The organism is Arthrobacter sp. P2b (genome assembly GCF_900168295.1).
Lineage (GTDB): Bacteria > Actinomycetota > Actinomycetes > Actinomycetales > Micrococcaceae > Arthrobacter.
In genome coordinates, this window is the sequence record NZ_FVZL01000002.1 from 391592 (window position 1) to 409681 (window position 18090).

Genomic DNA, 18090 nt, shown 5'->3' on the forward strand with positions numbered 1-18090 from the left:
GCCGGGCCAACGTGGCCGCGGTGCAGAACGTGAGTATTTCCCTCCAAGCGAAAGACTTTTAGCGGTGACAGACAGTCAGAAATCCGACGAAACAGCAACAGACCTGACCGAAGCGGCGGCCAACGCCACGGACCTCGCAGGAACTGAAGCAGCCAGCACACCGGAAACGGAAGTACCCGCCGAGGTCTCCGCGGAAGACGGTACCCCCGCGGCGGAAGCCGTCGAAGCGCCGGCCGATGAGGCTCCGGCCGACGAGCTTCCGGCCGATGAAGCTCCGGCCCAGGAGGCCCCGGCCGAGGAAAGCCCCTCCGCCGAGGTTCCCGGAACCGCCGCCGCGCCCGCACCTGCACCGGCCCCCGGCCCCCGGCCGTCCGCCCCGTCCCCCGCAGCCTTCGCCTCCCGTCCCAAGCCGGCAGCAGCAGCCCCGGCCGTAGCCGCGGTCCAGGCACCGCCGGCCACATCGCTGGCAGAGGCCTCGAAGTGGGGACGCGTGGAAGGTGACGGGCACGTCTTCCTGACCATCGACGGCGGCGAGCACCCCGTGGGCCAGTACCCCGGCGTGAGCGACGACGAGGCCCTGGCGTACTTTGCGCGGAAATACGACGACGTGGTGGCCCAGATTGTGCTGCTTGAACAGCGCGTCAGCTCCAAGGCCCCCAGCACCGACATGCAGAAAACGGTGACGCACCTGCGGGAGCAGCTCGCCGAACGCAATATGGTGGGTGACCTGCGCGCTGCCGAGGCGCGGCTGGACAGCCTTTCCACGCAGATCTCCGAACTCGAAAAGGCGGAGAAGGCCGAGCACGACGCCGTCCGGGCGTCCGAGCTTGCTGCCCGCGAAGCCATCGTGGCTGAAGCAGAGCAGATCTCCGGCCAGGACCCGGCACAGACACAGTGGAAGACATCCAGCGCGCGCATGAACGAGCTGTTTGAGAGCTGGAAGGCTGCGCAGAAGAGCGGCGTCCGCCTGGGCCGCAGCAACGAAGACGCCCTGTGGAAGCGGTTCCGCGCCGCCCGCACCGTTTTCGACCGCCACCGCAGGGCCTACTTCTCCCAGCTGGACAGCAACAACTCCTCGGCCAAGGCTGCGAAGGAAAAGCTGATTGCCGAAGCTGAGGCGTTGTCCACGTCCACCGACTGGGGATTCGCTGCCGGTGAGTACCGCCGCCTGATGGACCAGTGGAAGGCTTCCCCGCGGGCTAGCCGCAAAGACGACGACGCCCTGTGGGCCCGTTTCCGTGCCGCGCAGGATGTGTTCTTCACGAACCGGCAGGCCGCCAACGACGAGATCGACCAGGAGTACGCCGCCAACCTCACCGTCAAGGAAGCCCTCCTGACGGAAGCCAACGCAATCCTTCCGGTCAAGGACCTTGCAGCGGCCAAGAAGGCACTGCAGTCCGTCCGCGACCGTTGGGAAGAAGCCGGCAAGGTGCCGCGCGCCGATATGGGCCGCATCGAGGCCGGGCTCCGCAAGGTTGAGGACGCCGTGCGCCACGCCGAGGAAGAGCAGTGGCAGCGGTCCAACCCGGAGCGTAAGGCACGCACCAACAGCGCCCTGTCCCAGCTCGAGTCCGCCATCGCCGGCCTGCAGGATGACCTGGCCAAGGCGGAAAAGAGCGGTGACCAGCGCAAGATCAAGGCTGCGCAGGAAGCCCTCGAGGCCCGCCAGGCGTGGCTTGACCAGATCCAGCGTTCGGCCAGCGAGCTCTCCTGACCTTCCGGCTGTTCCTTTAGCGGACAGGCCCGGTCCCGGTTTTCCACATAACCGGAACCGGGCCTGTTCCCGTTAACGGGGTTCGCGGCAGGATGAACAGATGGCGACACCATCGGTTCCTTCCACTGCCGCAGCAGGCATTGACCCGCCGCCGGGCGGTTCCACAGCGGCGCCCCGCTTTCCCGAGCTGTATGCGCCGGGCATGCCCTTTGCCTTACCGGAACTGCAGTCGCTTGCGTCGGACGGACTGCTTGCCCGCTTCCATCAGCATGGCTACACCCTGCCGGAAGTGCCGGCCTCCCCGCAGCTGCGGGCAAGGGCTGCCGCGTCCGCCGTTCCTGCATCAGTGAGGCAACGGGTGGTGGCGGGCCGCATGACCGCGGCCTGGATCTACGGCTGCGCAGCCGAGCCGGACCGTCTTGCACTGCTGGTGGATGCCAAGCGGCGGGTCTCGAGCCTGCGCAATACCAGGGGCTGCACCCTTCACGAGGTCAGGCTGGGGCCGTTCGACGTCGTCAGCCTGGGCGGCCTGATGGTGTCCAGTCCGTTGCGGACGGCGCTGGACGTCGCGCTGCACGTCGATGCCGAGCGCGCCGTGCCCACGCTTGAGCGTTTACTGGCGCGTCCGCAGAAGGACGTGCGGCTGCGGCTGCTGGTCCTCGCAATCGAGGCGTCGCCGCGGGTGCCGCACAAAAGGGCGGCACTGGAGAAGCTGGCCCGGCTAGCTCCGGCGCTTGTTTCCAGTGGTGCGGTAGACGTCAAAGACCCCGTCGATCCGGCGGACGGCGCTGAGGACGTGGCTCAGGTACTTGGGGTCGCCCATCTCGAAGGCGAATTTTGAGATGGCCACACGGTCGGTGGATGTGTGGACGCTGGCGGCAAGGATGTTCACATGGTTTTCCGAAAGCACCCGGGTCACGTCGGACAGCAGGGACTTGCGGTCCAGGGCTTCCACCTGGATCTCAACGAGGAACACGCTTGACTGGGTGGGTGCCCAGTCCACGTCAACAATCCGGTCCGGCTGGTCCTTCAGGTCCGAAATGTTGGTGCAGTCCGTCCGGTGCACGGATACGCCCGAACCGCGGGTCACGAAGCCCAGGATGGGGTCGGGCGGTACCGGGGTGCAGCAGCGCGCCAGTTTGACCCAGACGTCGCCGACGCCGCGGACCACCACACCGGAATCCGAGAACCGCGCCTTGGTGACCTGGGTGGGGATGCTGACTTCGGAGATGTCGTCGTCGGCGCTCTCGTTGCCGCCGAGGCTTTCAACGAGCTTCTCCATCACCGACTGGGCGGAGGTGTGGCCGTCACCCACGCCGGCATAGAGGCCGGAGATGTCCACGTACTTGAATTCTTCGGCAACCGCTGCCAGGGCCTCGTGCGTCATCAGGCGCTGCAGCGGAAGGTTCTGCTTCCGCATGGCCCGGGTCAGGAGTTCCTTGCCGCGGTCGATCGCCTCTTCGCGGCGTTCCTTGCTGAACCACTGCCGGATCTTGTTCCGGGCACGTGCGCTCTTGACGAAGTGCTGCCAGTCCTGGCTGGGCCCGGCGCCTTCGGCCTTGGACGTGAAAATTTCCACCCAGTCGCCGTGGTTCAGTTCGCTGTTGAGCGGAACCAGCTTCCCGTTGACGCGGGCGCCGATGGTGCGGTGTCCAACTTCCGTATGGACCGCATAGGCGAAATCGACAGGGGTGGAGCCGGCCGGAAGTGCCATGACCTCACCCTTGGGAGTGAAGACGAACACCTCGCGGGCGTTGATCTCGAAGCGCAGGGAGTCCAGGAACTCGCCCGGATCCGAGGTCTCCTGCTGCCAGTCCACCAGGGAGCGGAGCCAGCCCATGTCGCCGTCACGGGGGCTGCCGGGGCCCACGGCGGTGCGGTTGGGCTGGTCCTTGTACTTCCAGTGTGCTGCCACACCGTACTCCGCCCGGCGGTGCATTTCGTGGGTCCGGATCTGGATTTCCACGGGCTTGCCGCCGGGGCCGATCACCGTGGTGTGCAGCGACTGGTACATGTTGAACTTGGGCATCGCAATATAGTCCTTGAACCTGCCGGGCAGCGGGTTCCAGCGCGAATGCATCGTGCCCAGGGCTGCATAGCAGTCCCGGACGGAGTCCACCAGGACGCGGACGCCCATGAGGTCGTTGATGTCGTCGAAGTCCTTGTCGCGGACGATCATCTTTTGGTAGATCGAGTAGTAGTGCTTGGGCCGTCCCGTGATGGTGGCCTTGATCCGGGCGGTGCGCAGGTCCTCGGTGATCTGGTCGCGGATGACGCTCAGGCTTTTCTCGCGCTCGGGCGTCCTGTCCCCCACCATCCGCACGATCTCTTCGTATACCTTGGGGTACAGTGCGGCGAAGGAGAGGTCCTCCAGCTCCCACTTGATGGTGTTCATGCCCAGGCGGTGCGCCAGCGGAGCGAAGATCTCCAGGGTTTCCCGGGCCTTGCGTGCCGACGATTCGGCGGAGACGAAGCGCCAGGTGCGGGCGTTGTGCAGCCGGTCGGCCAGTTTGATCATCAGGACGCGGATGTCCTTGGCCATCGCAACAACCATCTTGCGGACCGTTTCGGACTGGGCTGCCTCGCCGAAGCTGACCTTGTCCAGCTTGGTGACGCCGTCAACCAGCATGGCTACTTCGGGGCCGAAGTCCCGCTTCAGGTCAGCGAGGGTGTAGGGGGTGTCCTCTACGGTGTCGTGCAGGAGGGCAGCTGCCAGGGTGGTTCCGCTGAGCCCCAGCTCGGCGAGGATGGTGGCCACTGCCACGGGGTGGGTGATGTACGGATCGCCGCTTTTCCGTTTCTGGCCCCGGTGGCTCTGCTCCGCGACGTCGAACGCGCGCTGGATGAGGTCGAAGTCCTCTTTGGGGTTGTTGGCCCGTACGGTCCTCAGCAGCGGCTCGAGGATGGGCGAATAGGTGGCGGTGCCGCGCCCGGTCAGGCGGGCCAGCCTGGAGCGGGTGCGCTCCCTGCGTCCGGGGAATGTGGGGCGGGACCCCGAGTTGTCAACGGGCACCAATGAGCCTGGGCGCGCTGATGCCGCAACCCCGGTTTGTACACCGGCAGGATTCTTGTCTCCCTGTGCCGTTGGCGCCGACGCCGAACGTTCTTCCAATGAAGCACCCCTCACCACCGTCTTAATTACCTCAGTCTATTCCCCGCGGCGGCGACTTTTATAACCGGCCCCTAAATGTCCGCCGAAGGAACAGGCAAGGGCCGGACACCTGTGGTGTCCGGCCCTTGCCGGCTTTCACGCAATCAGCCTGGGGTGTTGCGCCCGTTCGTGGGATTGCGCCTGCTCAGGCCTGGGCAGGTTCAGCCGAAGCGGGCCGCTCCGTGGTGCTGGCCCGGCGGTGCTCCACGCGCTTGGCCTGCCTGACGAGGTCCGGTTCGTTCTGCCGCAGCCAGGCGTACATCGGGGCAGCGACGAAGATCGTGGCGGCCGTGCCGATGAGGATGCCGACAAACAGCGCCAGCGAAAGGTCGCGGAGAGTACCCGCACCCAGCAGGCCTGCACCGATGAACAAAATGGCACCCACCGGGAGGATGGCCACCATCATGGTGTTGATCGAGCGGACCAGGGTCTGGTTCACGGCGAGGTTGACTTCCTCCGCGAACGTGCGGCGCGTTGAGGCGTCCAGTTCTGCCGTATTTTCGCGGATCTTATCGAACACCACCACGGTGTCGTAGAGCGAGTAGCTCAGGACGGTGAGGAAGCCGATGATGGCCGACGGCGTCACTTCGAAGTCACTGAGGGCATAGACGCCGGCCGTGATGAACATGGTCACCACCATGCCCGCGATCGCCGAAAGCGACATCTTCCAGGTCCGGAAGTAGAGTGCCATCAGTACGGCGGCCAGCAGCACGAAGATCACCAGGCCGATCAGTGCCTGCTTGGTGACGTCGGCGCCCCAGGTGGGTCCCACGAAGGTCGAGGTCACCTCGTTGTCGGTGACGCCGTACGCCGTGGTCAGGCCCTCCTTGATCCGGAGTGTCTCATCATCGGTGAGCTTATCCGTCTGGATCCGCATGGTGGTTCCGGCCACGTTGGCCACGCGGGGAACGCTGCCCTCCACCACGTCCGTGACGGCTTTCTCGCCCAGGGCTGCGTCCGTGGTCTTCACGTTGGAGACCGTGAACTCGGATCCGCCCCGGAATTCAATGCCGAGGTTGAAGCCGCCCTTGGCCACCGGGATGATGATGGACAGGGCCACCGCGACGGTGGCGATGATGAACCAGATTTTCTTGGAACCCACAAAGTTGTAGGAACGCTTTCCGGTGTAGAGCTCGTTACCGAAGTTGGCGAAGCCGGACATTACTTGTTCTCCTTCGCTGCGGTCTTCGAGGAGCCGGCAAGCTGCTCCTGCTTCTCCGCCAGGCGGCGTTCCGCGATGGTCATCCTGCGTTCAGCTTCCGCCGCCGCGCCGGCGTTCTTGGCCCGGACCACGGACGGCTTGTCCTCGGGGGTGCGCAGGCGTCCGGCACCGCGGTACAGCGGCACGGCTCCGAGGCGCTTGGGGTCAAGGCCGGACAGCGGGTGGCCCTCGCCGAAGAACCTGGTGCGGGCCAGCAGCTGCAGCGTGGGGTGCGTAAACATGAACACCACGATGAGGTCGGCGATGGCGGTCAGGCCCAGGGTGAAGGCGAACCCGCGGACGTTGCCCACTGCTACGAAGTACAGGACGAGCGCGGCCAGCAGGTTGACTGCCTTGGAGGCAAGGACGGTGCGTTTGGCCCGCTTCCAGCCGTTCTCGACGGCGGACACCAGGCCGCGGCCTTCGCGCAGCTCATCGCGGATGCGTTCGAAGTAGACGATGAAGGAGTCCGCTGTCTGGCCGATGGCAACGATGATGCCGGCGACGCCGGCCAGGGACAGGCGGTAGTTTTCCGTCCAGCCGAGGATGGCGATGGCCAGGTAGGTGAGGACACCGGCCACCACCAGGGAGGCGATGGTGACGAAGCCCAGCGCCCGGTATTGGAAGAGCGAGTAGACCACCACCAGCAGGAGCCCGATCAGGCCGGCCAGAAGGCCCATGCGCAGCTGTTCGCCACCCAGGGTGGCGGAAATCTGCTGCTCGCTCTGGATTTCGAAGCTGATCGGAAGGGCGCCGAACCGGAGCTGGTCAGAGAGTGCTTTGGCGGTCTGCTCCGTAAAACCGCCCGTGATCTGAGGACGGCCGTCGGTGATGACAGCCAGCGAACGGGGTGCGGAGATGACCTGGTCGTCCAGGACAATGGCGAACTGGGCCTTGGGGTCGGTGCCCGATTCCCCGCCGGCGGCCACGTAGAACTGGTTCAGCCGCTCGGTGACTTCCTTGAACTTGGCCGTTCCCTCGTCGTCGAACTGGATGTTGACTGCCCAGTCGTTGGTGACGGCTCCCTGTGCGCCCTGCTGCAGCTGGAAGGACGAGGTGACGATGTTGCTGCCCTTGACCTCAACCGGACCCAGGATGTACTTGATGGCAGGCGTGGTGTCAGTGGCGGGTTCGCAAGTGACCAGCGGCTTGGCCGGGTCGGAGCGTTCCTGCTCGTCCTGCGACGGATTGTCGCAGTCCAGGGTCTCGAACTGGCGGTAGATCTCGGGCGTGATCCAGTTGATGTCGCTGCTGTTGGCGGGCTCGGCCGTTGGCTTGGGCAGCTGGTCTTCGGGCGCCCGGGACTCCTCGGGGACCGGCGCACCGGCTCCGTTGAGGAGCACGGGGCGGAAGTTCATGTCAGCGGACGCCTGGATCAGGTCGCGGGTCTGGCTGGAGGGGGTTCCGGGAAGGCTGACCACCACGTTGCGCCCGGACTGGGTGCTGATCTCGGCTTCGGCGACGCCTGAGCCGTCAACCCTTTGGCGGATGATGGCCACCGCCTGGTTGAGCTGCTCTTCGTTGATGTCCGAACCGCCCTCGACCTTCGGCGCCAGGATCATCTGGGTTCCACCTTCGAGGTCCAGAGCCAGCTTGGGCGCCCAGCTTGCCTGCCCGGCCAGGGCGCCGCCGGCCAGGACGGCGGTCAGCGCGGCGATGAGTACACCGAGCCAGACCAGGACCCTGAGGCCTGGTTTCTTGGGGCCAGTTCGTGCCATTGTCGATCTTTCTCTTATTCACGGAGGAACCGCCGGTGCCTGCTGTTGCGTGCACCGGCGGTGATCCGCTGCGGTAGAGGTGAAAAGCGGTGCGGGACTAGATGTCCTTTTTGCCCTCGTCGTTGAGGCGCTTCAGGGTTTCGTCCGGCGTCTCCGCCGGCACAGCGGTGCTTCCGCTGTCCTGGACGGTGAGGGAAGAGGCATCGTCGGGCACGGCGGGCGATTCGGCTTCCGGCACCGGTACTGCGGCCGGCTCCACGATCTTGGTGACGGCCTGACGGTGCACGGTGGCCAGGTTGCCGGGGGAAAGCTCAAGGGTGACCTTGTTCTCGGCCTCGTCAATGCTCACGATCCGGCCAAAGAGGCCGAAGCTGGTCATAACGTCGACGCCCGGGGCGAACTTCGACTGGAGCTCCGCCTGCTGCTGCTGCGTCTTCTTGTTGCGGCGGAACATCATGAAGATGAACACGCCGAGCATGACGAACAGGAGAATTGACATTAGATCCAAGGGGAATTCCGTCCTTTTATTTTTAGCTAGCTGAATTTCCAGCAACATCGGCTTCGCTCCGGCCGGGGCAGGACCCTCAGGCAGGCAGAGGCCTGACCGGTTCCTTCCCCAGCGACGCAGGGGGCCGGTGCCACCCACGAAACAGAGACCCGAACGTGCCGGGCGTCATACCAGTCTAAAGGGAAAAGCTGAAGGGAGCCTGCTATTGGCTTTCCGGAGCCCAATCCCCTGCCGCTTCGTCGCTGCCCGTCCCGGGGTCGAACAGGTCCAGCTGCTCCTGTGCAAAGACACCGGACGGGATGGCATAGCCGAGGTGCGTCCAGGCCGGGGCCATGGCGATCCGGCCCCGCGGGGTGCGGCCAAGAAGCCCTTCACGGACCAGGAAGGGCTCGGCCACCGTTTCCACGGTTTCGGTTTCTTCGCCGACGGCGATGGCCAGGGTGGAAAGCCCCACCGGTCCCCCGCCGAATTTCGTGATGAGCGCCTCAAGCACCGAACGGTCCAGGCGGTCCAGCCCCTTCTTGTCCACCTCGTACATGTCCAGGGCAGCGGAGGCTGCCCGCGCGTCGATTTGTTCGATGCCATGGACCAGCGCCCAGTCCCGGACGCGGCGCAGCAGCCTGTTGGCGATACGGGGCGTTCCGCGTGAACGGCCGGCGATTTCGGTGAAGCCGGCGGAGTTCACCTTCAGGTCCAGCAGCCCGGCCGAGCGGCGCAGGACGAGCTCCAGTTCGGACACGGAGTAGAACTCCAGGTGTCCGGTGAAGCCGAACCTGTCGCGCAGCGGCCCGGGAAGCAGCCCGGCACGGGTTGTTGCACCCACCAGCGTGAACGGGGGCAGTTCCAGCGGGATGGCCGTGGCGCCGGCGCCCTTGCCCACCACGATGTCCACCCGGAAGTCCTCCATGGCCATGTAGAGCATCTCTTCGGCCGGGCGGGACATACGGTGGATTTCGTCGAGGAACAGGACCTCGCCTTCGGACAGCGAGGAGAGGATGGCCGCGAGGTCGCCGGCGTGCTGGATGGCGGGACCGCTGCTGATGCGCAGGGGGGCGTTCATCTCGGACGCGACAATCATGGCAAGGGTGGTCTTGCCCAGGCCGGGCGGCCCGGAGAACAGCACATGGTCTGCGCTGCGGCCCCGCATGCGTGATGCCTGCAGAACCAGCGAGAGCTGTTTCCGCACCCGGTGCTGGCCCACGAAGTCGTGCAGATTCTTGGGCCGGAGGGCGGCTTCGATGGCACGTTCCTCCGGCTCCTCCCCCGCCGCCACCAGCGACGGTTCAGCCACGGCTGCCTACACGGTTGCCGGCGCGCGCCCCGTCCTGGCCGAGCCAGCGCAGGGTGGTCCGCAGAATCTCCGGGACGTTGCCGCGGAAGGAGACCTCGGGATCGTCCGCCAATGCTTTGTCGATGCTGGTTGACGCGTCCTTTTCAGACCAGCCGAGGCTGGTCATGGCTGCAACCACCTGCGGCTTCCAGGCGGCTTCGGCGGCGGTGGGCGCCGCTGCTGAACCGGCGGTGCCGTGCGGGACGAGCTTTCCGGCCAGTTCCAGCACGATCCGGCCTGCCACCTTGGGACCGATGCCGGGAACTTTGGTGAAGGTCTTGCTGTCGCCGGTGTGGGCTGCAACCCGGATGGCCTCGGGATCATGGACTGCCAGGACAGCCAATGCCAGCCTGGGACCCACTCCGCTGACGCTGAGCAGCACGTCGAACACTTCGCGTTCATCGTCGGAGGCGAAACCAAAAAGGGTGAGGGAATCCTCCCGGACGATGAGGGAGGTGAACAGCTTTCCTTCCTCACCGGTGCGCAGGCCGCTGAGGGTCTGCGGGGTGGCGTAGACGCTCATCCCGGCACCGTTGAGGTCAATCACGGCCGTGGACAGGCCTACGTGCGCTACGGTTCCGCGGAGGAAACTGATCAAAGCCGGGCTCCTGGTGTCTGCCGGGCTTCTGGTAACGAGCCGGCTATCCGAACATATTTACGAATACCCTAGCAAGGGGCAGGGACATTCAGCGTGCGCGCCGCGCCTTGGCTTCAGCCTCTGCCCATGCCCGCTGCGCCGGAGTGAGCGATGAACTCCCGGGGCCCGTGGTGGCCACGGATGCGCCACTGCCAGCACGCCAGGCGTGGGTGATGGCAAGGGCGAGGGCGTCCGCGGCGTCGGCGGGGCGTGGCGGGGCGTCCAGGCGGAGGATCTTGGTGACCAGCTTGGTGACCGCGTCCTTGTTGGACGAACCGCTGCCCGTCACTGCCGCCTTGACCTCGGACGGTGTGTGCAGGGCCACGGGAATCCCGCGGCGGGCGGCGGCGGCGATCACCACCCCGGACGCCTGGGCCACGCCCATTACGGTGCTGACATTGAGTTGGGAAAAGACGCGTTCGACGGCGAGCACCTGCGGCTCGTAGCGGTCCAGCCACTCATCGATGGCCAGGGCGATCACGAGGAGGCGCTGGTCAAGAGTCTCTTCCGGGGAGGTTCCCACCACACCGACCGCAACCATGGTGGCCCGCCTGTTGCGTTCGACATCCACCACACCGATTCCGCAGCGGGTGAGGCCGGGGTCCACGCCCAGTACGCGCAGCGTCACGGGCGCAGGACTTCAGCAGGCAAGGCCAAACGTCACTCGGATTCCAGGGCGGCCTGGACTTCGTCAGTGAGGTCGGCGTTGCTGTAGACGTTCTGCACGTCGTCGAGGTCCTCAAGGGCATCGGCGAGCTTGAGGAACTTGCGGGCACCGTCGACGTCCAGCTCCACCTGCATGGACGGCACGAACTCCACCTCGTCGGTGTCGTATTCGATGCCGGCTTCCTTCAGCGCCTCTCGGATGGCAGGCAGGTCGCCGGGCTCGGAGTGGATTTCGAAGGTGTCGCCGTTGTCCTTGACTTCCTCGGCGCCGGCATCCAGGACCGCCATCAGGACGTCGTCCTCGCTGAGTCCGTTCTTCGGCAGGTTCACCACGCCCTTGCGGGTGAAGAGGTAGCTGACGGAGCCGGGATCGGCGATGGTGCCGCCGTTGCGCGAGATAGCGAGGCGGACCTCGGAGGCGGCGCGGTTCTTGTTGTCCGTCAGGCACTCGATCAGCAGGGCAGAGCCCTGCGGGCCGCGGGCTTCGTACATGATCTCGGTGTAGTCCACCACTTCGCCGGTGAGGCCGGCCCCGCGCTTGATGGCGCGGTCGATGTTGTCATTGGGGACGGACGTCTTCTTCGCCTTGGTGACCGCCAGTTCCAGGCCCGGGTTGCCCGCGAGGTCCGGGCCGCCCATCCGGGCTGCAACTTCGATGTTCTTGATCAGCTTGGCGAACGACTTTGCGCGGCGGCTGTCAATGATCGCCTTCTTGTGCTTGGTCGTCGCCCATTTGGAGTGGCCTGACATGCTTTACGCTTCTCCTCTGATCATGCGGATAAAAAGTTCGTGTACGCGTTTTTCGCCAGTCACTTCCGGGTGGAAGGAGGTGGCCAGCAGGTGGCCGGAACGCACTGCAACAATTCTAGCCGTCCCGGGCAGCGGGACAGCGTGGGACGCGTGCTCGGGGTCGGCCGGTTCCACCTGTGCCAGGACTTCCACGTCCGGGCCAACCCGTTCCACCCACGGCCCGCGGATGAAGACGGCGTGGACCGGGGCGACGCCCGTATCCGTGGCGCTGAAATCCAGGCCCTTGAACTCAAGGTCCGCCTCGAAGGACTCACGCTGGCGGCCGAAGGCGTTGCGCCGGACAGTGATATCCAGGCCGCCGAATGTCTGCTGCGGATTGCCGGCGAGGTCAGTGGCGGGGTCGGCGATGTCAGAGGCCAGCAGGATCATGCCTGCACAGGATCCGTAGACGGGCAGTCCCTCGGCAATGCGCTCCCGCAGCGGTTCCGCCAGGTCGAAGGCACGGGCCAGTTTGTCGATCGCCGTTGATTCGCCGCCGGGAATGATCAGTCCGTCCAGTCCGTCCAGTTCCTTGGGACGGCGGACGCTGACGCCCTCGGCGCCGGATGCCTCCGCTGCCCGAAGGTGCTCGCGGAAATCACCCTGGAGCGCCAGCACGCCGATCCGCAGGCCTGCGCCAAGGCGCGCCGAAGCAGCTGAAAGGGAATTTGTCATCCATCCAGCATACGGGGACCGCGCACTTCTGCCCGTCGGGGAAGCACCCGGCGGCGGTTGCATGCCGCTGCTGGGATATATTCGAATCATGTTTTCCTTCAGTGTTCCGCTCGGCAAGCTGGTCCGCCGGGCGTCCCGGCTCCGGGGCGGCGGTTCCGCCCTGCCGGGCCTGGTGGTCGAAAAAATTGACCCCGGCTTCATGCGGCGGACGCTCAGCACCCTCCCCCACGGTGTCGCCGTCGTCAGCGGTACCAACGGCAAAACCACCACAACCAAAATGGTGGTGGAACTGCTGGAGAGCCAGGGCCTCAAGGTCTTCACCAACCGCACCGGCAGCAACTTCACGCGCGGCGTCGCCGCTGCCCTGTTGGGCGAGGTGGACTGGCGGGGCAGGCTTAAAGCCGATATCGCGGTCCTGGAACTGGATGAGGCGCACGCCGTCCACTTCGTCAACAGCGTGCCCCCGCGCTACTGCCTCCTGCTTAACGTCCTTCGCGACCAGCTGGACCGGTTTGGTGAAATCGATAAGACGGCGCAGCTGCTCCAGCACATCGCCGCCAAGACCACCGGGACGGTTGTTCTCAACCGTGAAGACCCCCGGGTGGCCAGGATCGCCGAGACCCTCACCGGGCAGGAAGTCAGGTACTTCGGCCTGGACGATTCGCTGCTGGGTACGTTCCCCAACGACGACGACATGCGCGCTGCCCCCGGAAGCCCCGCCACGGCGGGGCTTCCGGAAAAGCCCGCTGCCGACGTCGTACTCCGAAAGGTTGGCGCGGACAGCGCCGACTTTGAGTACGACGGCGTCACGGTCACCACCGGGATGAAGCTCCGGGGGGTGTACAACATCTTTAACGCGGCCGCTGCCCTGGCCCTGGCGCGGAGCATCTGCGGAAGCGGAGCGGCCACTGCGGACCACGAATCCCTGCTGGAGGCATTGTCCCAGGTTGCGCCTGCCTTCGGCCGCGGCGAAAGCCTCACGGTGGACGGCCAGCCCCTGGACCTGGTGCTGGTCAAAAACCCCAGCGGTTTCCGGCTGGGCCTCAAGTCTTTCCCCGCCGGCGGCTACGCCACGATGATCGCCATCAATGACAATTACGCCGACGGCCGCGACATGTCATGGCTGTGGGACGTGGAGTTCGACTCTCTCCGCGAGGAGGGCGTGGACCAGCTGACCGGATCCCGGGCCTATGACATGGCGCTCCGGCTGCAATACGACGACGTCCCTACCGGCGCGGTGCAGCCGGAGATCGCGCCGGCACTGGCTGCGTTCATCCGGGAGGCCCAGGGCAAGCCCAAGCGCATCTTCTGCACCTACACCGCCATGTTGGCCATCCGCCGTGAACTGTCCAAAATCACCACCGTGGAGGTTGTCTCTTGAGCACTGGAACACCCGCCGCGGCTGAGGGCAAGGGCACCCTCCGGGTGGTGCAGCTATACCCGCGCGACATGAACATCTACGGCGACTGGGGCAACGCCCTGGTCCTGCAGCGGCGCATCGGCTGGCACGGTTACACGTCCGAACTGCTTGAATACAACGTCGGTGATCCTTTTCCCGATGACGTGGACATCATCGTGGGCGGCGGCGGCCAGGACAGCGGCCAGTTGGTCATCCAGGACGACCTGCAGTCAAGGGCGGCCGCTCTCAAGGACCTGGCGGAGGACGGCACTCCCATGCTGGTTATCTGCGGGCTGTACCAGCTGTTCGGCCGGTTTTTCAAGACCCGCACCGGGGCCGTGATCCCCGGAATCGGCATCCTTGACGTGGAAACCCACGGCACCGACGAACGCCTGATTGGAAACGTCAAGGTATCGACACCCGAATTCGGTGAAGTCCTCGGCTACGAAAACCACAGCGGCCAGACGACGCTGGGCAGCGGGGTCCGTCCGCTCGGCACCGTGGCCAAGGGGACCGGCAACAACAGCAACGACGGTCACGAAGGAGCCCGCTACCGCAACATCGTGGCCAGTTACCTGCACGGTTCGCTGCTGCCGAAAAACCCTGCCATTGCCGATTTCCTGATCCGCACCGCAGCTGAACGGAAGTTCGGAACGTTTGAGCCCGGCCAGCCGGATGACCGGTTCGCTGAACTGGCGAGGGAGCACGCGGCGCGCAGGCCGCGCTGAGCTGTTACGGCCCGCGGGTGATGAGGAGTTCGTGCGCGCCGGCGGCGGGTGCGCCCATCGACTCCACCACGGCCACCGTCCGCTGCCGGGTTGCGGCGTCGGCTTCCGGTCCCGCGCACGGTCCTTGCGGCGCGTCCGCGGCCACCGAGCACCACCGGTAAGGGTCGCGGACCATCACTGAGGGCGCCCAGGCGAGGTCCATGGCAGTCCACCTGCCGGAAGCATCCTGGCCGAACTGGGCGCGGACCAGCAGGCCTTCGTTGTTGACCACATGCCAGGGTGAGAGCTCAGTGACGCCGTTGCCCAGCCCGTACACGATCCAGGTGCCCTTGTAGTTTTCGATCGGCAGTACCGAGTGGGTGTGGTGCCCGTAGATCAGGTTGAACTGCCCGCTGTCAACAAGGGCGTGCGCCACGTCCTGCTGCTGCATGTTCGGTTGGCTGGCGTACTCGTCGCCCGCGTGCATGGCTCCCAGGACGATATCCGCACCCAGTGCCCGGGCTTTTTCGGCCTTGGCAACCATGGCCGGCGCGTCCAGCATGTCCACCTGCCAGGGGTGCTCCGCAACGAGTCCGTTGAGCCCATAGGTGGCCTGGATGACAGCCACTTTTGCGACTGGTGTCTGCAGGATCAAAATCCGCTGGGATTCCGTTTCCGTACGGTACGAGCCTGTGTGCTTGAGGCCCGCGGCGTCCAGCGCGTCGAGGGTCCGCAGCAGCCCGTCCGTGCCGCGGTCGATGGTGTGGTTGCTCGCCGTGGTGCACGCCTGGTAGCCCACCGCTTTGGAGGCTGTGATGATGTGGGGCGGGACGTTGAAGGATGGGTAGGCGGAGAAGGGCCCCTCCGGGACCGCCACGGGTGTCTCCTGGTGGCAGATGGCAAGGTCGCTGTTGTTGATGTAGCGGCGTTGGCCCTCCAGCAGGGGCACGAAGTCCAGGCCTGGCTTGCCGGCGGCTGCGGCGTCCTGCTGTGCCTGCTGCCAGAGCTCGGCGTGGACCAGCATGTCGCCCGTGACCAGCACGGACGTACAGCGGAGGACCGGGCAGTCCGGGCCCTTTCCGGGCGTGGGAGTGGGTGTGGGTGTGGGCGTGACTGGCGGGGTGGTACCGGACGCTGCCCCTGCCACCGGCGCTGTTACGGCGGAGGCGGAACCCGCCGGTGCGGACGGAGTCCCGTTCTGCTCTGCGAGCAGCCCGCAGCCTGCCAGCGCACCGGTCAGCCACAGTGCTCCGGCCAATGACATCGCCAAGGCGCGGGCGCTGATGCGCCCCGGCGCCTTGACGGCTACGGTCCCCATAGCCGCCATTCTAAAGAGGTCAGCGCCCCGGGGGGGTGATATTTCCCCACATTGAGAAGCGTGCCTTGCTGTGAAAGGTTTACCCCATGACGACGAACCCCCTTCTGGTCCCCAGTCCCCTGCCGTACGGACTTCCGCCTTTTGACACGATTGATGCCTCGCATTACTCGGAAGCCCTCGAGGCCGGGCTTGCCAAACATCTGGCCGAAATCCGGGCGATCGTTGACGATCCGGCACCGGCAGACTTCGACAACACAGTGGTGGCGATGGAACGGTCCGGGCGGCTCCTGGAGCGTGCAGCCGCGGCATTCTTCACGCTGGTGTCCGCCGATGCTTCGGAGCAGATCCGCACCCTCGAGACCGAATATTCACCCCGGATCTCGGCGCACCAGGACGAGATCTTCCTGAACCGGGCCCTGTTCGAGAGGTTTTCGGCGGTTGATGCCTCCGCGTGTGACCCCGAGTCCGCCCGCCTGGTCGAGGAGTATCTGAAGGAGTTCCGGCAGTCCGGCATCCAGCTTGACGGTCCCGGACGGGAACGGCTGATGGCGATCAATGCCGAACTTGCCCGCCTCGGTACCGAATTCGGCCAGCGGGTCAAGGAAGGCATGAAGTCCGCGGCTTTGCTCCTGGACAGCGCCGGGGAACTCGCGGGCCTGCCGGCGGATGATGTTGCCGCCGCAGCCGAAGCGGCCCGGGCTGCGGGCCATGAGGGCAAATTCCTGCTCACACTCATCCAGCCCGGTAACCAGCCGGCCCTGGCAGCGCTCGAGGACCGGGACGTCCGCCGTCGTCTTTTTGAGGCTTCGGTGGCCCGCGGCAGCAGCGGGGGAAGCCTTGACGTGCTTGATCTGGCACGGTCCATGGCCGGCCTGCGGGCGGAGAAGGCTTCCCTCCTGGGCTTTGCCAACTACGCCGAGCTGGTGGTGGACCGCCAGACCGCACCGGACTTCGGGTCCGTCCAGTCGATGCTGAACCGGCTGGCACCGGCAGCTGTCCGTAACGCGGACACCGAGGCCGCTGCGCTGGCAGACGTTGCCGGCCATCCACTGGAGGCCTGGGACTGGGCCTACTATTCGGCCAGGGTCCGCCGGAAAAAGTACGACGTCGATGAGCAGGCGCTCCGCCCGTACTTTGAGCTGGACCGGGTCCTGACCGATGGGGTGTTCTTTGCCGCGACGTCCCTGTACGGCATTACGTTCCATGAGCGGACGGACCTGGCCGGCTACCACCCGGACGTCCGGGTCTGGGAGGTCCGCAACGAGGACGGCAGCGGGCTGGGCCTCTTCCTGGGCGACTACTACAGCCGGGAGTCCAAGCGTGGCGGAGCATGGATGAATTCCCTGGTGGACCAGTCGGCCCTGCTCGGGACCCGGCCCGTGGTCATCAACAACCTGAACATCTCCAAGCCGACGGCCGGCGAACCCACACTGCTGACCCTGGACGAGCTCCGCACGGCGTTCCACGAATTTGGGCATGCCCTGCACGGTCTCTTCTCCAACGTCACGTATCCGCGGTTTTCCGGCACGTCCGTGCCCCGCGACTTCGTGGAGTACCCCTCGCAGGTGAATGAAATGTGGATCATGTGGCCGGAAGTGCTCTCAAACTATGCCCGGCACCACGCCACGGGCGAGCCGCTTCCCCGGGATGTTGTGGAGCGGCTCAATGAATCCCGGCTGTGGGGTGAAGGCTTCGCCACCACCGAATACCTGGGCGCCGCATTGCTGGACCTGGCGTGGCATGTGCTGGAGCCCGGCAATGTGCCGGAGGACGCGCTGGAGTTTGAGGCGAAGGCCCTCGCCGCGGCGGGAATTGCCCATCCCCTGATCCCGCCGCGGTACCGGACGGGCTACTTCCAGCACATCTTTGCCGGCGCCGGTTACGCCGCTGGCTATTACTCCTATATTTGGAGCGAAGTGCTGGACGCCGAAACGGTGGACTGGTTCACCGAGAACGGTGGCCTCACCCGCGCCAACGGCGAACGCTTCCGCCGGGAGCTGCTGGCCCAAGGCAACAGCCGCGACCCGCTGGAGTCCTTCCGAACCCTCCGCGGCCGCGAAGCAAGACTGGAACCGCTGCTAAAGCGCCGCGGCCTCGAGTAGACGAGCGCCCCTTCCCAACTGAGTAGCGCTAAGTGTCGTTCTGAACCCTCAAAACGACACTTAGCGCTACCTACTTGGGTTAAACGAACGACGGCGGCGAGTCACCAGGCAAAGGTGACTCGCCGCCGTCGCGGTTTGTTGCTCGAAGGCAGGTACTGGTCCGGCAGCTTGCGTA

15 protein-coding genes are annotated in these 18090 nt (G+C 65.7%); 5 read left to right on the forward strand and 10 right to left on the reverse strand.

Annotation, left to right across the window (positions count from 1 at the left end; all coding sequences use genetic code 11):
* The first annotated feature begins 64 nt into the window (after positions 1-64).
* Positions 65-1714 (forward strand): DUF349 domain-containing protein, encoded by a 1650-nt coding sequence (locus tag B5520_RS06390; protein ID WP_079596222.1) that lies wholly within the window; start codon positions 65-67, stop codon positions 1712-1714.
* Positions 1715-1814: 100 nt separating this feature from the next.
* On the forward strand, positions 1815-2555 hold the full coding sequence (locus B5520_RS06395; RefSeq protein ID WP_139386212.1) for a type IV toxin-antitoxin system AbiEi family antitoxin: 741 nt from the start codon (positions 1815-1817) through the stop codon (positions 2553-2555).
* Here B5520_RS06395 and B5520_RS06400 read toward each other — a convergent pair.
* From B5520_RS06400 to pdxT, 9 genes are all read right to left on the reverse strand, one after another.
* Entirely contained in the window at positions 2436-4826 is a 2391-nt protein-coding gene (locus B5520_RS06400; protein WP_079596223.1) for a RelA/SpoT family protein, read from the reverse strand. The two genes, B5520_RS06395 and B5520_RS06400, sit on opposite strands and share 120 nt — an antisense overlap.
* Before the next feature lie 184 nt (positions 4827-5010).
* Positions 5011-6027, reverse strand: a complete 1017-nt coding sequence (gene secF / locus B5520_RS06405; protein ID WP_079596224.1) for a protein translocase subunit SecF — start codon at positions 6025-6027, stop codon at positions 5011-5013.
* Complete coding sequence (secD, locus tag B5520_RS06410; protein ID WP_079596225.1) at positions 6027-7784, reverse strand: protein translocase subunit SecD; 1758 nt, start codon at positions 7782-7784, stop codon at positions 6027-6029. The genes secF and secD overlap by 1 nt, the downstream gene beginning before the upstream one ends.
* Before the next feature lie 97 nt (positions 7785-7881).
* Entirely contained in the window at positions 7882-8283 is a 402-nt protein-coding gene (yajC, locus tag B5520_RS06415; RefSeq protein ID WP_079596226.1) for a preprotein translocase subunit YajC, read from the reverse strand.
* Between the two features lie 211 nt (positions 8284-8494).
* Positions 8495-9583 carry a Holliday junction branch migration DNA helicase RuvB gene (gene ruvB / locus B5520_RS06420; RefSeq protein WP_079596227.1) on the reverse strand — a complete coding sequence of 363 codons (1089 nt, stop codon included), beginning with the start codon at positions 9581-9583 and terminating at the stop codon, positions 8495-8497.
* Entirely contained in the window at positions 9576-10220 is a 645-nt protein-coding gene (ruvA, locus tag B5520_RS06425; RefSeq protein WP_079596228.1) for a Holliday junction branch migration protein RuvA, read from the reverse strand. The genes ruvB and ruvA overlap by 8 nt, the downstream gene beginning before the upstream one ends.
* Positions 10221-10308: 88 nt before the next feature.
* Positions 10309-10887, reverse strand: a complete 579-nt coding sequence (gene ruvC / locus B5520_RS06430) for a crossover junction endodeoxyribonuclease RuvC (RefSeq protein ID WP_079596229.1) — start codon at positions 10885-10887, stop codon at positions 10309-10311.
* Between the two features lie 32 nt (positions 10888-10919).
* Complete coding sequence (locus tag B5520_RS06435) at positions 10920-11675, reverse strand: YebC/PmpR family DNA-binding transcriptional regulator (RefSeq protein WP_079596230.1); 756 nt, start codon at positions 11673-11675, stop codon at positions 10920-10922.
* A gap of 3 nt (positions 11676-11678) precedes the next feature.
* Positions 11679-12389 (reverse strand): pyridoxal 5'-phosphate synthase glutaminase subunit PdxT, encoded by a 711-nt coding sequence (gene pdxT / locus B5520_RS06440; RefSeq protein WP_079596231.1) that lies wholly within the window; start codon positions 12387-12389, stop codon positions 11679-11681.
* An 88-nt stretch (positions 12390-12477) separates the two neighbouring features.
* On the opposite strand from pdxT, the gene B5520_RS06445 reads away from it, so the two are divergent.
* Both B5520_RS06445 and B5520_RS06450 read left to right on the forward strand, forming a co-directional pair.
* Positions 12478-13770: a Mur ligase family protein gene (locus B5520_RS06445; protein WP_176156799.1), complete on the forward strand. Its 1293-nt coding sequence runs from the start codon at positions 12478-12480 to the stop codon at positions 13768-13770.
* A complete protein-coding gene (locus B5520_RS06450; protein ID WP_079596233.1) occupies positions 13767-14516 on the forward strand; it encodes a type 1 glutamine amidotransferase in 750 nt (249 codons plus the stop codon). The genes B5520_RS06445 and B5520_RS06450 overlap by 4 nt, the downstream gene beginning before the upstream one ends.
* 4 nt (positions 14517-14520) lie before the next feature.
* Here the strand turns inward: B5520_RS06450 and B5520_RS06455 are convergent, their stop codons facing one another.
* Positions 14521-15813 (reverse strand): CapA family protein, encoded by a 1293-nt coding sequence (locus B5520_RS06455; RefSeq protein WP_104443441.1) that lies wholly within the window; start codon positions 15811-15813, stop codon positions 14521-14523.
* Positions 15814-15899: 86 nt separating this feature from the next.
* Between B5520_RS06455 and B5520_RS06460 the strand changes: the two genes are divergently transcribed.
* Positions 15900-17915 (forward strand): M3 family metallopeptidase, encoded by a 2016-nt coding sequence (locus B5520_RS06460; protein ID WP_079596235.1) that lies wholly within the window; start codon positions 15900-15902, stop codon positions 17913-17915.
* The last annotated feature ends 175 nt before the right edge of the window (positions 17916-18090 follow it).